At 73.5% G+C, this 18,424-nt stretch carries 17 protein-coding genes; 7 read left to right on the top strand and 10 right to left on the bottom strand.

The features are described 5' to 3' along the window. Window positions 1-99 precede the first annotated feature (99 nt). Entirely contained in the window at window positions 100-381 is a 282-nt protein-coding gene (locus OG618_RS07945) for a TetR/AcrR family transcriptional regulator (protein ID WP_329486574.1), read from the bottom strand. Window positions 382-386: 5 nt separating this feature from the next. Further along, a complete protein-coding gene (locus OG618_RS07940; RefSeq protein ID WP_329486573.1) occupies window positions 387-1,082 on the bottom strand; it encodes a type 1 glutamine amidotransferase domain-containing protein in 696 nt (231 codons plus the stop codon). Window positions 1,083-1,330: 248 nt separating this feature from the next. On the opposite strand from OG618_RS07940, the gene OG618_RS07935 reads away from it, so the two are divergent. The 4 genes from OG618_RS07935 (at window position 1,331) to OG618_RS07920 (ending at window position 4,824) form a co-directional block, all read left to right on the top strand. Continuing rightward, window positions 1,331-2,236 carry a LysR family transcriptional regulator gene (locus tag OG618_RS07935; protein WP_329492040.1) on the top strand — a complete coding sequence of 302 codons (906 nt, stop codon included), beginning with the start codon at window positions 1,331-1,333 and terminating at the stop codon, window positions 2,234-2,236. A gap of 128 nt (window positions 2,237-2,364) precedes the next feature. Further along, window positions 2,365-3,711 carry a phenylacetate--CoA ligase PaaK gene (gene paaK / locus OG618_RS07930; RefSeq protein ID WP_329486572.1) on the top strand — a complete coding sequence of 449 codons (1,347 nt, stop codon included), beginning with the start codon at window positions 2,365-2,367 and terminating at the stop codon, window positions 3,709-3,711. A gap of 96 nt (window positions 3,712-3,807) precedes the next feature. Further along, window positions 3,808-4,200, top strand: coding sequence for an ArsR/SmtB family transcription factor (locus OG618_RS07925; protein WP_329486571.1), 393 nt, complete (start codon window positions 3,808-3,810; stop codon window positions 4,198-4,200). A 240-nt stretch (window positions 4,201-4,440) separates the two neighbouring features. Then, window positions 4,441-4,824, top strand: coding sequence for a VOC family protein (locus tag OG618_RS07920; RefSeq protein WP_329486570.1), 384 nt, complete (start codon window positions 4,441-4,443; stop codon window positions 4,822-4,824). A gap of 12 nt (window positions 4,825-4,836) precedes the next feature. Here the strand turns inward: OG618_RS07920 and OG618_RS07915 are convergent, their stop codons facing one another. After that, a complete protein-coding gene (locus OG618_RS07915; protein ID WP_329486569.1) occupies window positions 4,837-5,385 on the bottom strand; it encodes a histidine kinase in 549 nt (182 codons plus the stop codon). Window positions 5,386-5,529: 144 nt separating this feature from the next. Here OG618_RS07915 and OG618_RS07910 point away from each other — a divergent pair, with 144 nt between their 5' ends. Further along, a complete protein-coding gene (locus tag OG618_RS07910; RefSeq protein WP_329486568.1) occupies window positions 5,530-6,036 on the top strand; it encodes a DUF5990 family protein in 507 nt (168 codons plus the stop codon). Between the two features lie 130 nt (window positions 6,037-6,166). On the opposite strand, the gene OG618_RS07905 is transcribed toward OG618_RS07910, so the two are convergent. Beyond that, window positions 6,167-8,482 (bottom strand): M9 family metallopeptidase, encoded by a 2,316-nt coding sequence (locus OG618_RS07905; RefSeq protein ID WP_329486567.1) that lies wholly within the window; start codon window positions 8,480-8,482, stop codon window positions 6,167-6,169. A gap of 179 nt (window positions 8,483-8,661) precedes the next feature. Further along, the gene (tsaD, locus tag OG618_RS07900) at window positions 8,662-9,729 is read right to left on the bottom strand and encodes a tRNA (adenosine(37)-N6)-threonylcarbamoyltransferase complex transferase subunit TsaD (RefSeq protein ID WP_329486566.1); all 1,068 of its coding nucleotides are present in this window, start codon (window positions 9,727-9,729) and stop codon (window positions 8,662-8,664) included. A gap of 161 nt (window positions 9,730-9,890) precedes the next feature. Between tsaD and OG618_RS07895 the strand changes: the two genes are divergently transcribed. Further along, window positions 9,891-10,493 (top strand): superoxide dismutase, encoded by a 603-nt coding sequence (locus OG618_RS07895; protein ID WP_329486565.1) that lies wholly within the window; start codon window positions 9,891-9,893, stop codon window positions 10,491-10,493. A 196-nt stretch (window positions 10,494-10,689) separates the two neighbouring features. Here OG618_RS07895 and OG618_RS07890 read toward each other — a convergent pair whose 3' ends face one another. Next, window positions 10,690-11,928, bottom strand: coding sequence for a helix-turn-helix domain-containing protein (locus tag OG618_RS07890; RefSeq protein WP_329486564.1), 1,239 nt, complete (start codon window positions 11,926-11,928; stop codon window positions 10,690-10,692). Further along, window positions 11,925-12,251, bottom strand: a complete 327-nt coding sequence (locus OG618_RS07885) for a putative quinol monooxygenase (protein WP_329486563.1) — start codon at window positions 12,249-12,251, stop codon at window positions 11,925-11,927. Before OG618_RS07885 ends, OG618_RS07890 begins: the two co-directional genes overlap by 4 nt. A 225-nt stretch (window positions 12,252-12,476) precedes the next feature. Between OG618_RS07885 and OG618_RS07880 the strand changes: the two genes are divergently transcribed. Beyond that, window positions 12,477-12,968 (top strand): ATP-binding protein, encoded by a 492-nt coding sequence (locus OG618_RS07880; RefSeq protein ID WP_329486562.1) that lies wholly within the window; start codon window positions 12,477-12,479, stop codon window positions 12,966-12,968. A 218-nt stretch (window positions 12,969-13,186) separates the two neighbouring features. On the opposite strand, the gene meaB is transcribed toward OG618_RS07880, so the two are convergent. Genes meaB through OG618_RS07865 form a run of 3 tightly spaced genes read right to left on the bottom strand, consistent with a single transcriptional unit; the run spans window position 13,187 to window position 18,299 of the window. Further along, the gene (gene meaB, locus OG618_RS07875) at window positions 13,187-14,176 is read right to left on the bottom strand and encodes a methylmalonyl Co-A mutase-associated GTPase MeaB (RefSeq protein WP_329486561.1); all 990 of its coding nucleotides are present in this window, start codon (window positions 14,174-14,176) and stop codon (window positions 13,187-13,189) included. An 11-nt stretch (window positions 14,177-14,187) separates the two neighbouring features. Then, a complete protein-coding gene (gene scpA / locus OG618_RS07870) occupies window positions 14,188-16,395 on the bottom strand; it encodes a methylmalonyl-CoA mutase (protein WP_380386602.1) in 2,208 nt (735 codons plus the stop codon). Next, window positions 16,392-18,299, bottom strand: coding sequence for a methylmalonyl-CoA mutase subunit beta (locus OG618_RS07865; RefSeq protein ID WP_329486559.1), 1,908 nt, complete (start codon window positions 18,297-18,299; stop codon window positions 16,392-16,394). Before OG618_RS07865 ends, scpA begins: the two co-directional genes overlap by 4 nt. Between the last annotated feature and the right edge of the window lie 125 nt (window positions 18,300-18,424).

Raw genomic sequence — 18,424 nt, 5'->3', positions numbered from 1 at the left:
GGCCGCGCAGCTCGGCGCCGAAGGCGGCACAGGCGGAGGCGAACAACCTGGCCCCGCCGTCCAGGAGTTCGGCGGTGTGCGGGGAGTCCCCGGCAAGCGTCAGGGCGAGGTCGAACTTGGCGGCGAGCACGCCGCGGACGCGCTCGGCGTGGGGGCGTCCGGCGCGGCGGCGGCCCGCCGGGCCCGCGCGAGCGCCTGCCGGTGCAGGCGCTCGGCGAGCCGGCGGAAGGCGTCGTCCTTGCCCCGGACGTACTGGTGGACCGCCGATCGGGACACGCCCATGGCACCGGCGATGTCGTCCATCGTGGTGCGCCGCACGCCGTACCGGGTGAGGCAGGCGTAGGCGGCGTCGAGGACTTCGTCCAGCCGGTCGGCGGCCACGGCCGTCAGGCCAGCTTCTTCAGCAGCTCGACGGCGAGCGGGGCGGCGGAGGCCGGGTTCTGACCGGTGACCAGGTTGCGGTCGACGACCACCTTCGGGGCCCACGGCTCGCCCTCCTGGAAGTCCACGCCCGCCGCGACCAGGCGGTCCTGGAGCAGCCACTTCGCGTTGCCGGCCAGGCCGGCCTGGGTCTCCTCGGCATTGGTGAAGCCGGTCAGCCGGTAGCCGGCGAAGGCGTTGGAGCCGTCCGGCAGCCCGGCGGCCAGCAGCGCGGCCGGTCCGTGGCAGACCACGCCGAGCGGCTTGCCGGACGCCAGGGCGGCGACCAGCAGCCGGCCGGAGACGGGGTCGACGGCGAGGTCCTCCATCGGGCCGTGGCCGCCCGGGTAGAAGACGGCGTCGTAGTCGGCGAGGTCCACGTCCTCCAGCCGCACGGGGTGGCGCAGCTCCACGAAGGTGTCCAGCGCGGCCGCGACCTTCGCGGCGCCCTCCTCGCCGCCGTTGAACTCGGGGGCCAGGCTGCCCGAGTCGACGGTCGGGATCACCCCGCCCGGGGTGGCGACGGTGACCGTGTGGCCCGCGGCCCGGAACGCCTCGTACGGGGCGACGGCCTCGTCGGCCCAGAAGCCGGTGGGGTGCTGGGTGCCGTCGGCCAGCGTCCAGTAGGTGGCGCCGGTGAGGACGAAGAGGATCTTCGACATGCTGGGGGCTCTTCTCTGCGGGAGGGGCCGTCGGGCCCGGTGTACGGTCTGACGCCCTGGATGCACTGACGTTTCCGGTCCGGACCGTCAGTTCGGCGATGGACCCGACGATAGGCCGGGTCTCCCGGGTGTCACCAATGGCTGATCCGATGGCTGCCATAGGCATTCCAATGGGTGCCGGGGAATAGGCTTGCCGGGTGAACCGCCCCGACGCCGAGGAGTCCGCCGTGCCACCGGTGCCGTCACCGCTGCCGGCCGGGCCCGCCGACCTCAACCTGCTGCGCACCTTCCTGGCCGTCCACCGGGCCGGGTCGTTCACGGCCGCCGCCCAGGTGCTGGGCCTCTCCCAGCCCACGGTGACCACCCAGATCCGGGCGCTGGAGCGCCAGGGCGGGCGCGAGCTGTTCGAGCGGCTGCCGCGCGGGGTGGCCCCGACGCCGGCCGCCGACGAACTCGCCGCCCGGATCGCCGGTCCGCTGGACGCGCTCGCCGCCGCCACCGGCCCCGGCGCGCGCCCCGAGGCCGAGGGCGAGCCGGTCCACCTGGCCGGGCCCGCCGAACTGCTCGGCACACTCGTCCTGCCCGCGCTCGCCCCGCTGGTCGCCGAGGGCGTGCGGCTGCGGGTGACCGCGGGCCTGACCGAGCCGCTGCTGGAGGAGCTGCGCGCGGGCCGCCACGACCTGGTCATCGCGACGAGCAGACCGCGCGGGCGCGCCCTGTCGGCCGTGCCGATGGGCGACGAGGAGTTCGTCCTGGTCGCCGCGCCGGTCTGGGCCGAGCGCCTGGGCGGGCGGCTCGCGGCCGAGGGCCCGGCCGCCCTGCACGGGGTACCGCTGGTCGCCTACGCCGAGGACCTGCCGATCGTCCGCCGCTACTGGCGCCACGTGTTCGGCCGCCGGCTCGCCTGCCGGGCCGCCCTGACCGTGCCCGACCTGCGCGGGGTGGTCGCCGCGGTGGCCGCCGGCGCGGGCTTCGCGGTCGTCCCGCGCTACCTCTGCGCGGACCGGCTGGCCGACGGCCGGCTGGTGCTGCTGGACGACCCGGAGGACCCGCCGATCAACACCGGTTACCTCGTGGAACGCCCCGGCGCCGACCCGGACGGCCGGGTGGCCCGGGTCCGGGACCACCTGCTGGCGGCCGCCCGCACCTGGTGAGCGATCGCCGGCCGCCCGGGGCCGCGTCCCTTGACAGCCGGTTCGGGTGCTGGATTACTTGGCCCGTCGAACACTGACCGAATGATCGGTCGGCGGCTGAGCTGGGCGGAGACGGCGGAGGAGACGCGATGAGCGCAGGAACGACCGACCCGAACCCGCCGGGCGGGCGCCGGGGGGAGCCGCTCCCGGCCGAGCTGCTCGACGCCGGGGAGCGGATGACCGCCGGGGAGCTGGCCGAGCACCAGCTGCGGCACCTGCGGGCCACCCTGCGCCACGCGTACGACCACGTCGAGCTGTACCGGCGCAAGTTCGACGCGGCCGGGGTGGCCCCCGAGGACTGCCGCACGCTCGGTGACCTCGCCCGGTTCCCCTTCACCACCAAGGCCGACCTGCGGGAGAGCTACCCCTTCGGGATGTTCGCCGTCCCGGTGGAGGAGGTCCGCCGGATCCACGCGTCCAGCGGCACCACCGGCCGGCCCACCGTGGTCGGGTACACCGAGCACGACCTCTCGGTCTGGGCCGACGTGGTGGCCCGCTCCATCCGGGCGGCCGGCGGCCGGCGCGGCCACAAGGTGCACGTCGCCTACGGGTACGGGCTGTTCACCGGCGGTCTCGGCGCCCACTACGGCGCCGAGCGGGCGGGCTGCACGGTGATCCCCGCCTCGGGCGGGATGACGGCCCGGCAGGTGCAGATCATCCAGGACTTCCGGCCCGAGATCATCATGGTCACCCCCTCCTACCTGCTCACCCTGCTCGACGAGTTCGAGAAGCAGGGCGTCGATCCGCGGAGCACCTGGCTGCGGGTCGGCATCTTCGGCGCCGAGCCGTGGACGGAGGCGATGCGCCACGAGATCGAGGAGCGGATGGACATCCACGCCGTCGACATCTACGGCCTCTCCGAGGTGATGGGCCCGGGCATCGCCCAGGAGTGCGTGGAGACCAAGGACGGGCTGCACATCTGGGAGGACCACTTCTACCCGGAGGTGGTCGACCCGCTCACCGACCGGGTGCTGCCCGACGGCGAGAGCGGCGAGATCGTGTTCACCTCGCTGACCAAGGAGGCGCTGCCGGTCGTCCGGTACCGCACCGGCGACCTCACCCGGCTGCTGCCGGGGACGGCCCGGCCCGCCTTCCGGCGGATGGCGAAGGTCACCGGCCGCTGCGACGACATGATCATCCTGCGCGGGGTGAACGTCTTCCCGACCCAGATCGAGGAGATCCTGCTGCGCACCCCCGCCGTGGCGCCGCACTTCCAGCTCCGGCTCACCCGGCAGGGCCGGCTGGACCGGATGGCGGTCCGGGTCGAGGCCCGCCCGGACGCCGCGCCCGAGCAGCGCGAGGCCGCCGCCGCGGCGATCGCCCGGGGCGTGAAGGACGGCGTCGGCGTCACCGTGGAGGTCGACGTGGTGGAGCCGTACACCCTGGAGCGTTCGGTGGGGAAGATCCGCCGGGTGGTGGACCTGCGGGAGCGGTGAGCCCGCCGGCGGCCCCGAGGGCGCCGCCGTCCGCACAGCCGCCCGTGCCGTCGTCCCGCGCCGCGCGCGAACGGGTGAGCGCTCTACGATGTGGCCATGAGCGGGAGCGTGCGGCTGTCAGGTGCACATCGGTCGCAACAGCCGGTCGGCGGGCCGTCGCCGGACGACGCGAAGCGCCCGCCCGGCGACGAGCGGCTGGAGACCGCCGCCGCCGTCCTCGCTCTGCTCGCCGACCGCACCCGGCTCGCGCTGCTGCAGCGCCTGGGCGAGGGCGAGGCCGATGTGACCACGCTGACCGAGGCGTGCGGTGCGGCGCGGCCGTCGGTCAGCCAGCACCTGGGCAAGCTCCGGCTGGCGGGCCTGGTCACCACCCGCAAGGACGGGCGGCGGGTGGTCTACGCCCTGCGGCACGGGCATCTGCGCCGGCTGGTCAACGAGGCGCTCAACGTCGCCGACCACCAGATCAGCGGGCTGCCGCCGCACGACTGAGCCACCGCATGACCGAGCCGCCGCACGACTGAGCCGCCGCACGACTGAGGGCAGCACGACTGAGCCGCCGCACCCGGCGGCCGTGGCCCCGCGCCCGCCCGGTCCGTGACGGGGGGTCGGTCACCGGAAGGTGCCCCGGTCACCGGAAAGTGCGTTCTTCTCCGCCCGCGCCTCCCGTGCCTAGGGTGAGCGGGCGATCGGCGGCGAGTGCCGCCGCGGTCCGGACGATTCGGAGCACCCATGGCCATCCTGAAGACCTACGCCCGCCTCTGGGTGGACAGCCTCGACGAGGCCCTGCCGCTGCTGCGGACGCTCACCGGCGCCGAGCCCGACCTGCGACTGGGCTTCGAGGCCGTCGAGTTGGCGGCCGTCGGGGACTTCCTGGTGATCGCCGGTACGGCCGGGGAGCGCGCCCGGTACGCGCACGCCACCGCGACCGTCGTGGTCAGCGACCTGGACGAGCTCAGGGCCACCCTGCTGGCCGCCGGGGCGGTGATCACCACCCCCGAGACGCCCGCGCCGACCGGCCGCTTCCTCTACGCCCGGCACGCCGACGGCGCCGAGATCGAGTACGTGGAGTGGACGGCGGAGCTGGTCCGGCGGATCGTCCGCCCCGCGCCGTAGCGCGGGCCGCCGTCAGGCCCCGGCGCCGTCCGTCCGCTGCGGCCCGTCCGCCGCGCCCGGCCCGTCGTCCGCCGGGGTCTCGGCGCGCTCCTCGGCGGCGCGGACCTGCCCGGCGAAGTCCTCCGCGTCGATCCGCTCGACCGTCGCCCCGTGCCGGGCGGCGAACTCGTCGGCGGCGGCCGGGGACGCCTCGCGGATGTCCAGCACCAGCACCGCCGCTCCGTCGGGCACCCGCGGCGAGAGCACGATCAGCCCGGCCCCGCCGGTGGCGGCGCGGCCCTCCTCGGCGGCGTTGCCGAGCGCCGCGCCGGCCGCGAACCCGAGCAGCGAGCCGATCGGCCCGCCGAGCAGCCCGATCAGGCCGCCGACCACGCCCGACCCCACCGTGGCCACCCCGGCCCCGCGCGCGTAGCCGTCCTTGGTCTCCAGCAGGCCGTCGGCGGAGCGCTCCAGGACGGCGGCCTGCCGGAGCCCGGGCAGGTGCTCGGCCTCCTCGAACGCGGGCCGGCAGGCGGACGGGTCCGGGAAGGTGAGCAGGACGACGTTGTGCTGGTCGGTCATCGCGGTCCGATCGGGTCGGGGCTGTGTTCCCTGGCCTCCCATCCTGACGGCGGGCGGGCGGGCCTGCCACAGGAATGCGGGAGTCCCCGCGGCCCCCGCCCCGGTGCGGACGCCGGGCCGGTCCGGCGCGCGAGGATGGTGCCCATGGCGAACACGAGCGTGCGGATCAGGATCGAGGCGACCGACCTCCCGGGGCGCAGCTGCCCCGCGGCGCCGGGGTTCCCGGGCTACCAGGACATCCATGTCGCCGTGCAACGGCGCGGCCGGCCGGGCGAGTTGCTCGACCCGCAGCCGGGCGACGCGGCCCGGGCGGCCTGGACCCTGGAGTGCACCGTGAAGCCGCTCCCGGCGGGAGTGGACCTGCTCGGCCCCTACGTCCAGGGCGGTCCGGGGGCGCGGTTCGTCTACCTCTCCTGGATCGCGAGCGGCCGCACGGACGGGGTCGCGGCCGGGCCGGAGGGCTTCACGATGTTCCGCCGGGCCAAGCTGATGCTGGCGGCGGTCGATCCGGACACCGCCGACGCGGCCGTGCGCGGCGGCACCCTGGTGGCCCGGCTCGGGCTGACCGACGTCAAGGGGCACCCGCTCTGCGCCGCCGTCCGGCCGCCGCTGGTCGCCTGGTCCGCCGGGCCGGCCGGGGCCGGAGAGTGACGGCCGGTGCCGGGACGTGGCGAAGGGCCCCGCCGGGAGCGGGGCCCTTCGCCGGCCGTGCCGGGTGCGAGCGGTGCCTACTGCGTGGTGCTACCGGTACTGCGTGGTGCCTACCGGTACTGCTCGGTGCCTACTGGTACCGGGTGGTGACGGTGGCGCCGTTGAAGCCCTGCTGGGCGTAGAGGCTGAAGTAGACCCAGCCGGAGGGCGGGTTGGTGATCGTCAGCGTCTCGCCGTTCCCGGCGTTGGCGGACTTCGCCAGGTAGGAGCCGGTGGTGGCCCAGCTGCCGCCGTTGTAGTACAGGTCGGCGTTGCCGGAGCCGCCGGTGGTGGTGACGGTCAGCTGCTTCACGCCGGCGGGCAGGTACAGGAAGCTGTAGCTGTAGTTGCCGGTGGCGGCGGCGACGTTGTCCCGGCGGCAGTTCTTGTCGAACTGGCGGGTGTCGGCGGCGCCGCAGAGCGGGGCCTGGTCGGCGGGCAGGGTGCCGCAGTTGTCGGCCGCGCAGGCGGTCAGCCAGCTCGCGAAGTCGGCGTCGTACCGGGTGCCGATGGTGGAGGTGAGCAGGGTGCGGGCGCCGGCCCAGTCGCCGACCCGGTACCTGGCGAGCAGCGCGTCGACGTCCTGCGGGTGCGACTGGAGCATGTACCGGACGGCCAGGTAGCCCCAGTTGTAGATCCGGGTCGAGTCGGCGTTGTCGTAGGTGGTGTCGAAGAGGGTGCTCAGCTTGTAGGTGCCCTTGCCCGCCTCGGTGATGGCGGCGGCGTAGCGCTCGCCGCGGTAGCTGTACGAGATGTACTCGGCGATGCCCTCGACCCACCAGATGGTCGGGGTGGTCATCCCGGCCTCGAAGTCACCGGCCATGTTGTAGCGGCCGTCGAGGTAGTGGGTGTACTCGTGGTTGAGGTTCCAGATCTGGAAGGCGGGGCGCAGCCAGTCGGCCTCGTGGGCGATGAAGCGGGCCTGGTTGCCGGCCGCGGCCGGGTTGCCCTCCTCGTACATGCCGCCGTTGTCGACCGCGATGTTGTACATGAGCCAGGCGTACAGCGAGTAGTTGTAGTAGTCGTCGAAGGCGACGACCTCCAGGCTGGTGTTCAGGTCGCCGGGGATCGGGCCGTTGTCCTTGATGACCTTGTGGAAGGCGGCGTCCTCGTTGACCAGGCTGGTGCAGGTGTCGGCCAGCTGCTGGGCCGTCATGTCCTGGGCGCGGATGCGCAGGTTGGCGTTGCAGGTGTGGTCGACGGTGAGCACCAGCGGGACGAGCCGCTTCGGCAGGTCACAGGTGCCGTAGACGGTGCAGTTGCCGGCGTCCTTCTTCTCGGTGAACCAGACCAGGTTCATGGTGAGCGGGCCGGTGGCGCCGACCAGCGGGTAGCGGTTGATCAGGTCCTTGACCAGGGGGCGGCCCTGGGCCCGGAGGCCGTCCACGGCGACCAGGTTGCCGAGCTGCATGCCGATCCGGGTGACGACGTCGCCGCCGTTGAGCATCGCGCCGTTGCGGGTGACGAAGCCGGCCCAGGCGGTGGCGATGGACGGGTCGGCCTGGAGGGCGGCGACGAAGCCGCGGTCGCCGTGCTCCAGGTCGAAGCCGCTCTCGATGACCCACTCGACGTGCTGCACGGCGAGGTCCATCGAGGCCGGCCAGGTGCTGTTGTAGCCGGCGAGCAGCCGCTTGACGACGCCGGCGTACCGGCCGTTCTCGTGCGAGCTGTCGATCAGCGTGACGGCCTCGTTGAGGGTGGCGCCGTTGGCCTCGGTGACGTCCTGGCTGTGCGGGGCGGCGAAGAAGGCGTCCAGCGCGCCGCGGATCGAGGTCTGCAGCGGGGCGCCGTAGCCGCCGACGGAGGCGGCGTTGTTCTCCTGCACGTAGTAGCCGGCGCGCAGGAACATCACCAGCTGGCCGATCGAGGCGCTGTTGTTGCCCGCGTAGCCGGCCGAGGCGGTGCGCAGCGCGTCGGCGACGGTCACCATCTGGGCCTCGCGGAAGACCTTGCCCGCGTCCGCACCGGTGAGGTTGAACAGCGGGTAGGTGCAGGTCACGTCGGGGAGCGCGGTGAGCTGCTGGACCAGTGCGCCGCCCGAGGCGCCGAGCACGCCGGAGAGGTTGCAGTCGACGGCCGCCGGAGCCGCGGAGAACTGCTTGGCGCTCTTGCCGCCCTTGCTGTCGGCGGCCGGCGCGGCCTCGGTGGCCGGGTGGGCGGTGCTCGCCCTTCCGGTGCTCTCGGCGGCGAGCGGGCGGTCGCCGGTGCTCGCGTCGGGGGACTTGGGCACCGGGATCGCCTTCGGCGCGGCCGCCGGGGTGGCTCCGGTGGCGGCCTTGGCGGGCGCGGCCGGGCCGACCGGGGCGGCGTGGCTCTGGGGGGCGAACAGGCCGAGCGCGAGGAAGAAGGCCGCGCCGAGTGCGGGCACTCTGCGCAGGGTGGCCTTGGATATCCGGGAGGGACGCATCTGTGGGGGCCTCCGGGGCCGTTCGTGGCCGCGTTGTTGGGGACGCGACCGCCGATGTGTGACATGTAAAATGGCACATGTCGCACGGCGGCGGGAAGACCCCGGATCGGATTGCCCCCCGCCGCAACCGAAACGTTGTCAGGAGGCGGTCGGGGCAGGGGCGGCGCGGAGGGAGCGGGTCAGGCGGCCCGGGGCGCGGCGAGCGGGGTGAGCGCCGCGAACTCCAGCGGGGCGGACGGGTCGATCGAGAGGTCGGCCGGCGCCGGCTCGGCGCCCGCCCGCACCAGCAGGTCGCCGATGGCGGCGACCATCGCGCCGTTGTCGGTGCACAGCCGCAGCGGCGGCACCCGCAGGGTGATCCCGGCCGAGGCGCAGCGCCGCTCGGCCAGCTCCCGGACGCGGGAGTTGGCCGCGACGCCGCCGACCACCACCAGGGTGGTGATGCCGTGGTCGGTGCAGGCGCGGACGGCCTTGCGGGTCAGCACGTCGGCGATCGCCTCCTGGAGCGCGGCGGCCGCGTCGGGGACGTTCGGCTCGCCGCCGGTGGCGCGCCGCGCCTCGACCCAGCGGGCGGCGGCGGTCTTGAGGCCGGAGAAGGAGAACGCGTACGGATCGTCATGCGGCCCGGTGAGCGGGCGCGGCAGCCGGACGGCGCGCGGGTCGCCGTCGCGGGCGGCGCGGTCGACGGCGGGGCCGCCGGGGTAGGGCAGGCCGAGGATCCGGGCGACCTTGTCGAAGCACTCGCCGGCCGCGTCGTCCAGCGTGTCGCCGAGGTGGACGATCCGGTCCCGGGCGAGGTCGCGGACCAGCAGCAGGGAGGTGTGGCCGCCGGAGACGATCAGCACCACACAGGGGTTCGGCAGCGGCCCGCCGTCCAGTGTCGCGGCGGCGACGTGCCCGGCCAGGTGGTGGACCCCGTAGAGCGGGACGCCGAGCGAGAAGGCGTACCCCTTGGCGGCGGCCACGCCGACCTGGAGCGCGCCGGAGAGCCCGGGGCCGGCCGTCACGGCGACGGCGCCGACGTCGGCGAGGGTGAGCCCGGCCCGGTCGAGCGCCTCGCGGACCACCGGCGCCATCGCGTGCACGTGCGCGCGGGCGGCGATCTCGGGCACCACGCCGCCGAAGCGGGCGTGCTCGTCCATGCTGGACGCCACCGCCTGACCGAGCAGTCGCCCGTCCTGGACGAGGCCGGCACCGGTCTCGTCGCAGGACGACTCGATCCCCAGCACCACCGGCGATCCGGTCATGGTCACTCACCCTTGCCGCTCATTACATCTGAGCGTCCATTGTGCATGACGAGACACGGGGAATATGCAGGAGCCCACCCTTCGTTCCTGCAACCAATACGCAATAGTGTGGTCCCGGCACGATCACCACCGCTGAACTCGCTGAAAGGGCCCGCCTCCTGATGAGCACCTACTCGCTTCCCGACCTGCCGTACGACTACTCCGCGCTGGAGCGGGCGATGTCCGCCGAGATCCTGGAGCTGCACCACTCGAAGCACCACGCGGCGTACGTCAAGGGCGCCAACGACACCCTGGAGCAGCTCGCCGAGGCGCGCGACAAGGAGCAGTTCGGCGGTCTCGTCGGCCTGCAGAAGACCTTCGCCTTCCACCTCTCCGGCCACGTGCTGCACTCGCTGTTCTGGGAGAACCTCTCCCCGGAGGGCGGCGACCGCCCCGAGGGCGCGCTGGCCGACGCCATCACCGAGCACTTCGGCGGCTTCGAGGCCTTCAAGAAGCAGCTCACCACCGCCACCACCGGCGTCCAGGGCTCCGGTTGGGGCATCCTCTCCTGGGAACCGCTCGGCAAGCGCCTGATCGTCGAGCAGGTCTACGACCACCACGGCAACGTCGGCCAGGGCACCACCCCGCTGCTGGCCTTCGACGCCTGGGAGCACGCGTACTACCTGCAGTACCGCAACGTCCGCCCGGACTACGTCACCAAGCTCTGGGACGTCGTCAACTGGCAGGACGTCTCGACCCGCTTCGCGGCGGCCACCGCGGCCTGACCCGGCGCGTGCGGTAGTGCGACGGCCCCGGACCGCGTGCGGTCCGGGGCCGTCGGCCGTTCATCTGCGGGCGCCGTCCGCGATGCGGGAGGCGACGGTCAGCCGGCTCGGATCACCCGTCGAGTGCGCGTCCGCCGGCAGCCGCCGGACCGGATCCTCGACCTCGATGGCCAGCCCGCGACGGCCCGTGATCCCGTCACCCCGCCGCGTTCGTGCGTTTGGCGAGCTTCACCAGCTCCGGTGGTGCGCTTCGGCCTGCGACGAGGATGAGTTCACGGATGGTCTCCCGTGCCGCCACGTGGGCCCGGACGTTCTCCGGGGCCAGCTCCTCGGCGCGCAGCAGGCAGTCGAGGGCCTCACCGAGGTGGCGCCTCTGCGCGTGCGCCCTTCCGAGGTCGATCAGGAGCCTGGACCTCCGCTCGGGCGATAGTCGCCCGGCGTCGATGCGGTGGCCCAGGTCCAGGGCCTCGCCCGCGTCGCCGAGGTCGACGGCCGTCGAGACGGCCTGGATCTCGATATTGGTGGGGCCGAACTCCAGATGGAAGTCGTTGCGGTCCTCGCCGAGTCGAGCCGCGACCGCGCGGGCGTTGTCGAGTTCGTTTCGTGCCCGGTCGCGTTGGCCGGCGCGAGCCGCGGCCAGCGCGAGAACCAGGTGGAGAGCGCCGAGTACGGAGAGCGCCTCCGGCGGCGGGTCGGTTGTCGAGACGTATGACCGCAGGGCGGCCACCGCACCTCCGGCTGCGTGTTCTGCCTGGTCCAGTCGCTGTAGCCGGACGAACGCGTGGGCCAGCCGATAGATGCCGGCGAACACGTGCAGGGGCTGCCCGGACTTCTCGGCCGCTTGGACGGCTCGATCGGCTGCCACCCATGCCGCATCGACTTCGTCCTGGCGGACGAACGCGGCTGCGACAGCCTGGTAGGCCTGGCTGAGGAGGATGTGGACCGCTGGGCGTGCTGCCGGGGCCGCGGTCCGTGATGCCCTTTCCAGTCGTGGCAGGGCATCGGCGATGGCGGTGCTCAACTCGGCGAATCGCGCACTGTGCGTCAAGTCCCAGAGGTCCTGAACGACGACGGTGAGCTCGTCGAGGTCGGGATCTTCCGGCAGGACGCTCTCACCGAGCAGCAGATCGAGAGCTGGATGACCCGAGAGTGACAGCCGCACCAGGTCAAGGTCGTTGGACCGGTCCCCGGTCGAGAGCGCGGGTGCAGCGGGCGAGGGTGCCTCGGGCCGCAGCGCCTGAACGGACACGCCGAGGCCGTTCGCCAGCAGCTGGAGTACGTCGAGGCGGACTACCGGCTGAACACCCCGCTCGACCTGCGACACCCAGCTGGCGGTTCGGCTGATGGCAGCGGCGAGTTGTTCCTGCTTCAGTCCGCGACTCTTACGGAGCTGGGCGACCCGGGCGCCGAAGGCCCGCCACTCCTCAGGGCTCACCGGGCGGCCGGGTCGCCGGACGAGCCCTTGCCGGCGATCTCGTCCAGGAACGTGACCTCGAACGATTCGAGGTACTGGCCACGCTCTGCCAGGAACCGGCGGACGTGCGGTTGGCGTTCATGCGCCTCGAACGCTTCGCGGTCGGCGTACAGCTCGTAGAAGACTCGAATGTGTGGTTCCTCCGGCACCGCGTGGTTGACGTAGACGAGGGTGCCGGGCTCCTCGGAACGAATCCCTTCGAGCGCCTCCCCCGCCAGCTCGTCGAAGGCCTGGGCCGCCGCCGCGTCGCGAGCGACGAAGCGCACAACAAGACCGAATCCCATGGAACTCCCCTTCCTGTATCGGCTGAGTCTCGCACGACTCGGTGAAGGACTGCGAGTAGCAGAGCTTCTTGACTCGCAGATTCCCTGCGACTACTTTGGGTCGCGTGTCGGTCGCTGAGTGCGACTGGTGGAGTTCCTTTCGCCGCCGTCCACCGGTGGCCACTACCCCGTGGGTGGATCGGAGGGCCGTAGGCGCTCCGATCCACCCGGAGCGATGGAGGAGCAATGGGGTGGAACATGATCGTCAGTCCGCTCGGCACCGCGCGGTTTCCGGTTCCGTTGGAGTGGGGTGTACCGCCGGGGGTGGAGGCGGTACCGGCGGCGCGGCGGATGGTGATGGCGATCGTGCGTGACTGGGGCGTGCCGCTCCCACCCGATGCGCTCCAGGACGTGGAACTCTGTGCGAGCGAGGTGATCGCGAACGCGCTGGTGCACACCGCGGAGCGCTGCGTGGTGACCGTCCGGCGTCGTGCCGGACGGTTGCGGGTGGAGGTCGCCGATGGGTCCGTGGTGCTCCCGCGACAGGAGCGTGACGCCGAATCGTGCGGTGGGCGCGGACTGTTGTTGGTGGAGGCGTTGGCGCACGCCTGGGGGTGGCAGCCGGTGGGCGCGGGCAAGGTGGTCTGGTTCGAGTTCCTGGAGAGTCGTGAATCGCCGTGCCCCACCCGCGGGTGGGGCACGGCGTACGGCCTTCGCGCGCTGCCCGAGGCGGCGTAGTGGCGGGCCTCGACAGGTCGACCGTCGCACGCCTGGTGTGGTGGTTCTTCTTCTCCGCCGTTGTGACGGCCGGGTTCGGCGTGGGGTGGGACCGCTGACCAGTGAGGGCGGGCGCGGCGGTGGCCCGAGTGTCGACGCGGAGCCGGTCGGCCTGACCCGGCGCGGGCGGTAGTGCGACGGCCCCGGACCGCGTGCGGTCCGGGGCCGTCGGCCGTTGGTCAGGGGGTGCGGAAGGCGTCCAGGAGGCGCTGCGCCGCCAGGCTCGCCGGGAGGGTGCCCTCGCGGACCTCGCGTTCCAGGGCGGGGGCCAGGCGGCGGACCTCGGGGTGTTCGTGGAGCTGGGCGTAGAGCTGGTCGTGCACCATCGCCCAGGTCCACTCCACCTGCTGGTCGCGGCGCTTGGCCTCCAGCGCGCCGGTCGCGTCGAGGACCTTGCGGTGCTGCTGCAACCGCTCCCACAGGGTGTCCAGCCCGGTGCCGTCGCGGCCGCTGCAGGTGAGCACCGGCGGCGTCCACGGCGCGTCCGGGGCCTGCAACAGCCGCAGCGCGCCGGCGAGTTCGCGCGCGGCGGCCTTGGCGTCGGTCTCGTGCGGCCCGTCCGCCTTGTTGACGGCGATCACGTCGGCGAGCTCCAGCACGCCCTTCTTGATGCCCTGGAGCTGGTCCCCGGTGCGGGCCAGCGAGAGCAGCAGGAAGGAGTCCACCATGCCCGCGACCGCGGTCTCCGACTGCCCGACGCCGACCGTCTCGATGAGGACCACGTCGTAGCCGGCGGCCTCCATCACCACCATCGACTCCCGGGTGGCCCGGGCCACCCCGCCCAGCGTGCCGGAGGTGGGGGAGGGGCGGACGAACGCCGCGGGGTCGACCGCGAGCCGCTCCATCCGGGTCTTGTCACCCAGGATCGAGCCGCCGGTCCGGCTGGACGTCGGGTCGACGGCGAGCACCGCGACCTTGTGTCCGAGGGCGGTGAGCCGGGTGCCGAAGGCGTCGATGAAGGTCGACTTGCCGACACCGGGGACGCCGGTGATGCCCACCCGGACCGCGCCGCCCGCGTGCGGCAGCAGCCGGGTGAGCAACTGCTGCGCCAGCGCGCGGTGGTCGGGCCGGGTGGACTCCACGAGGGTGATGGCCCGCGCGATGAACGCGCGCGAGCCCTCCCGCACCCCCTGGGCGTACTGGTCGAGGTCGATCGTCCGGGGCGCCATCGTTCAGCGGCTCACAACTCGTGGCCGAGGTCGGCGGCGAGCGACTTCAGCAGGTCGAAGGCGGCCTCCGGGATCACCGTGCCGGGCGGGAAGACGGCGGCCGCCCCGGCCTCGTAGAGCGCCTCGAAGTCGCCCGGGGGGATGACCCCGCCGACCACGATGGTGATGTCCTCCCGGCCGGCCTCGGCGAGTTCGGCGCGCAGCGCAGGCACCAGGGTGAGGTGGCCGGCGGCCAGCGAGGAGACGCCGACGATGTGCACGTCCGCCTCGACGGCCTGGCGGGCGACCTCCGCCGGGGTCTGGAACAGCGGACCGACGTCGACCGTGAAGCCGAGGTCGGCGAAGGCGGTGGCGATCACCTTCTGGCCGCGGTCGTGGCCGTCCTGGCCCATCTTGGCGACCAGGATGCGCGGACGCCGGCCCTCGGCCCGCTCGAACCGCTCGACCAGGTCACGGGTGCGCTGGAGGGGGGCCGACGGCCCGGCTTCGTCTCGGTACACACCAGAAATGGTACGGATCTGGCCCGAGTGCCGGCCGTACACCTTCTCCAGGGCGTCCGAGATCTCGCCGACGGTGGCCTTGGCGCGGGCCGCGTCCACGGCCAGCGCGAGCAGGTTGCCGTCCAGGCCGCCGCCGCGCTGCGGACCGGCCTCGGCGGCCCGGGTGAGCGCGTGCAGGGCGGCCTGGGTGACGGCCTCGTCGCGCTCCTCGCGCAGCCGGCGCAGCTTCTCGATCTGGCGGGTGCGCACCGAGGAGTTGTCGACCTTGAGCACGTCGATCTGCTCGTCGCTGTCCACCCGGTACTTGTTGACGCCGATCACCGGCTGGCGGCCGGAGTCGATCCGGGCCTGGGTGCGGGCGGCGGCCTCCTCCACGCGCAGCTTGGGGATGCCCGCGTCGATGGCCTTGGCCATGCCGCCGGCCGCCTCCACCTCCTGGATGTGCTGCCAGGCGCGGCGGGCCAGGTCGTGGGTCAGCTTCTCGACGTACGCGGAGCCGCCCCACGGGTCGATCGACCGGCAGGTGCCGGACTCCTGCTGGAGCAGCAGCTGGGTGTTGCGGGCGATCCGGGCGGAGAAGTCGGTCGGCAGTGCCAGCGCCTCGTCGAGCGCGTTGGTGTGCAGCGACTGGGTGTGGCCCTGGGTGGCCGCCATCGCCTCGACGCAGGTGCGGGTGACGTTGTTGAACACGTCCTGCGCGGTCAGCGACCAGCCGGAGGTCTGCGAGTGGGTGCGCAGCGACAGCGACTTGGCGTTCTTCGGGTCGAACTGCTTGACCAGCTTGGCCCAGAGCAGCCGGGCCGCGCGCAGCTTGGCGACCTCCATGAAGAAGTTCATCCCGATCGCCCAGAAGAACGACAGGCGTGGCGCGAAGGCGTCCACGTCCAGCCCGACGTCCAGGCCCGCCCGCAGGTACTCCACGCCGTCGGCCAGGGTGTAGGCCAGCTCCAGGTCGGCGGTGGCCCCGGCCTCCTGGATGTGGTAGCCGGAGATGGAGATCGAGTTGTACCGCGGCATCTTCTGCGAGGTGTACGCGAAGATGTCCGAGATGATCCGCATCGACGGCTGCGGCGGGTAGATGTAGGTGTTGCGGACCATGAACTCCTTGAGGATGTCGTTCTGGATGGTCCCCGCGAGCTTCTCGGGCGCCACCCCCTGCTCCTCGGCCGCGACGATGTACAGCGCCAGGACGGGCAGTACCGCGCCGTTCATGGTCATCGACACCGACATCTTGTCCAGCGGGATGCCGTCGAAGAGCTGGCGCATGTCGTAGATGGAGTCGATCGCCACGCCGGCCATGCCGACGTCGCCGGTGACCCGCGGGTGGTCGCTGTCGTAGCCGCGGTGGGTCGGCAGGTCGAACGCGACCGACAGGCCCTTCTGACCGGCCGCCAGGTTGCGGCGGTAGAAGGCGTTGGACTCCTCGGCGGTGGAGAAGCCGGCGTACTGCCGGACCGTCCACGGCTGGTTGACGTACATCGTCGGGTACGGGCCGCGCAGGTACGGGGCGATGCCGGGGTAGGTGCCCAGGAAGTCCAGGCCCGCCAGGTCGTCCGCGGTGTAGAGCGGCTTGACGCCGATGCCCTCGGGGGTGTCCCAGAGCTGCTCGTCGACGTCCTTGCCGGTCGCCTGCCGCCAGGAGGCGCGCCACTGCTCGCCGGTGACGTCCGAGCGGCCGTCCGCGTCCAGCCCGATTCCGGTGAAGTCGGGGATCATCAGGCCACTCCGCTTTCGTCGGTGATCTCGTCCAGGAGCGAGGTCAGGACCGCGACGGCGTCGCTGCCCGCGAAGACGAACCCGTCCACGCCCGCCCGCTCGTACGCCTCGCGCCGCTCACCGGGCCGGCCGGCCAGCAGCACCCGCCGGGCGCCGGCGGCCTTGAGCGCCGCGGCCACCGCCTCGGCGTGCTCGCCGTACACCTGGTCGCTGGAGCAGAGGCAGGCCACCCGGGCGCCGGAGGCGGTGAACGCCCCGGCGGCCGCGGCCGCGACGTCCGGCCCGGTCAGCGCGGTCTCGGCGGAGGTGGTCGCGATGCCGCCGGCCTGGAACAGGTTGGCCGCGAAGGTGGTCCGCGCGGTGTGCGCGGAGGCCGTCCCGAGCGAGGCCAGGAAGAGCGCCGGCCGGGCCCCGGTGGCGGCCAGCCGGGCGTCCGAGCGGGCGCGCAGCGCCTCGTAGGCCTCGGACCGGCGCACCCGCGGCAGACCGCCGCCGGGCCCGGCCGGGGCCGGCTCGCGGACCAGCGGCTGCTCGCCGAGGTTCGGGAACTCGCTGACGCCGGTGATGGGTTCGCGCCGCTTGGCGAGCGCCACCGAGCGCTCCGCCCAGGTGGCGGCGATCCGCTCGCCGACCAGGCCGGAGCCCAGGGCGGCCTGCTGGCCGCCGGCCCGCTCGATCTCCTGGAACCAGGCCCAGGCGGCGTGCGCGAGCTCGTCGGTCAGCCGCTCCACGTACCAGGAGCCGCCGGCCGGGTCGACGACCCGGGCCAGGTGCGACTCCTCCAGCAGGATCGCCTGGGTGTTGCGGGCGATCCGGCGGGCGAAGGCGTCGGAGAGGCCGACCGCGCTGTCGAACGGCTGGACGCTCACCGCGTCCGCGCCGCCGACCCCGGCGGCCAGGCAGGCCACCGTGGTGCGCAGCATGTTCACCCACGGGTCGCGCTCGGTCATCATCACGGCGGAGGTGACGGCGTGCTGGCGCTGCGCCGAGGCCTCCGGCGCGGCCCCCGACACCTCGGCCACCCGGGCCCAGAGCCGGCGCGCGGCCCGGAACTTGGCGATCGTCAGGAACTGGTCGGCGTCGGCCGCGTAGCGGAACTCCAGCTGGCCGAGCGCGGCGTCGACCGGCAGCCCGGCGGCGGTGAGGGCCCGCAGGTAGGCGACGCCGGTGGCGAGGGAGCAGCCGAGCTCCTGCGCGGGGGAGGCGCCGGCCTCGTGGTAGGGGAGGGCGTCGACGACGAGGGCGCGCAGGCCCGGGAAGCCCGCGGCGCAGCGGGCCGCGAGGGCGGTGGCCCCGGTGAGCAGCGCCTCGGTGCGCCCGGCCTGGCCGGTGCGGGCCTGGAGGCCCAGCGGGTCGGCGCCGAGGTTGCCCGCGGCGGCGCCGGCGGACACCTCGCGCTCCTCGTAGAGCTTGAACAACTGCTCGGCGGCTTCGGCGAATTCCGGGCCGGCGTCGAGCACGATGCCGGCCAGGTCGAGGTAGACGCCGGTCAGCACGTCGGGCAGGGCCGCGACCGGCAGGGCGTCGCCGCCCAGCTCAAGCCAGAGCGAGCTGCCGCCGTTCTCCAGATCGGCCAGCACGGCCTCGTTGGCCCGGCGCGGGTCCGGATCGGTGTGCCGCTGGCGGACGTCCCAGCCGGAGACCGTGCTGCCCTGCGGCCGGCCGCCGCGGACGAACGGCGGGAAGCCGGGGTAGCCGGGCTCGGCCGGGGAGTCCTCGGCGGTGTACAGCGGGCGGGCGCGCAGCCCGTCCTGGAGTGCGGTGGTGAGCGCCTGCTCGGCCGCTGCGCCGTCCGCGGGCTGCGCACCCGACTTTCGCAGCACGCTCTCGACGAGGTGCTGCCACTGCTCGCGGTGTGCGGCCGGGAATTCGGCGGCCAGGGGAAGCCCTTCGGGCGGGACCGTCATGCCCCGCAGGTTAGCGCTCGTTTGCGTCGGCGCAGCAGAGGCCGAGGGTGTGACCTTGCCCTCGCTTTCCGCTTCCTCGCACTTCAGAGGGGTCGGCGGCGTCCAACTGCGGGGGAAACCGGTCG

Origin of the sequence: Kitasatospora sp. NBC_01246, from assembly GCF_036226505.1 — a bacterium.
Classification (GTDB): Bacteria; Actinomycetota; Actinomycetes; order Streptomycetales; family Streptomycetaceae; genus Kitasatospora.
The sequence above is the reverse complement of the archived record's forward strand: the minus strand, read 5'-3'. Positions and strand labels throughout refer to the sequence as shown.

Excerpts from the sequence above, each read along its gene's own strand:
- OG618_RS07940 (WP_329486573.1), bottom strand. The coding sequence starts at position 1,082 with ATGTCGAAGATCCTCTTCGTCCTCACCGGCGCCACCTACTGGACGCTG.
- paaK (WP_329486572.1), top strand. The coding sequence starts at position 2,365 with ATGAGCGCAGGAACGACCGACCCGAACCCGCCGGGCGGGCGCCGGGGG.
- OG618_RS07925 (WP_329486571.1), top strand. The coding sequence starts at position 3,808 with ATGAGCGGGAGCGTGCGGCTGTCAGGTGCACATCGGTCGCAACAGCCG.
- OG618_RS07920 (WP_329486570.1), top strand. The coding sequence starts at position 4,441 with ATGGCCATCCTGAAGACCTACGCCCGCCTCTGGGTGGACAGCCTCGAC.
- OG618_RS07915 (WP_329486569.1), bottom strand. The coding sequence starts at position 5,385 with ATGACCGACCAGCACAACGTCGTCCTGCTCACCTTCCCGGACCCGTCC.
- OG618_RS07910 (WP_329486568.1), top strand. The coding sequence starts at position 5,530 with ATGGCGAACACGAGCGTGCGGATCAGGATCGAGGCGACCGACCTCCCG.
- OG618_RS07905 (WP_329486567.1), bottom strand. The coding sequence starts at position 8,482 with ATGCGTCCCTCCCGGATATCCAAGGCCACCCTGCGCAGAGTGCCCGCA.
- tsaD (WP_329486566.1), bottom strand. The coding sequence starts at position 9,729 with ATGACCGGATCGCCGGTGGTGCTGGGGATCGAGTCGTCCTGCGACGAG.
- OG618_RS07895 (WP_329486565.1), top strand. The coding sequence starts at position 9,891 with ATGAGCACCTACTCGCTTCCCGACCTGCCGTACGACTACTCCGCGCTG.
- OG618_RS07885 (WP_329486563.1), bottom strand. The coding sequence starts at position 12,251 with ATGGGATTCGGTCTTGTTGTGCGCTTCGTCGCTCGCGACGCGGCGGCG.
- OG618_RS07880 (WP_329486562.1), top strand. The coding sequence starts at position 12,477 with ATGGGGTGGAACATGATCGTCAGTCCGCTCGGCACCGCGCGGTTTCCG.
- meaB (WP_329486561.1), bottom strand. The coding sequence starts at position 14,176 with ATGGCGCCCCGGACGATCGACCTCGACCAGTACGCCCAGGGGGTGCGG.
- OG618_RS07865 (WP_329486559.1), bottom strand. The coding sequence starts at position 18,299 with ATGACGGTCCCGCCCGAAGGGCTTCCCCTGGCCGCCGAATTCCCGGCC.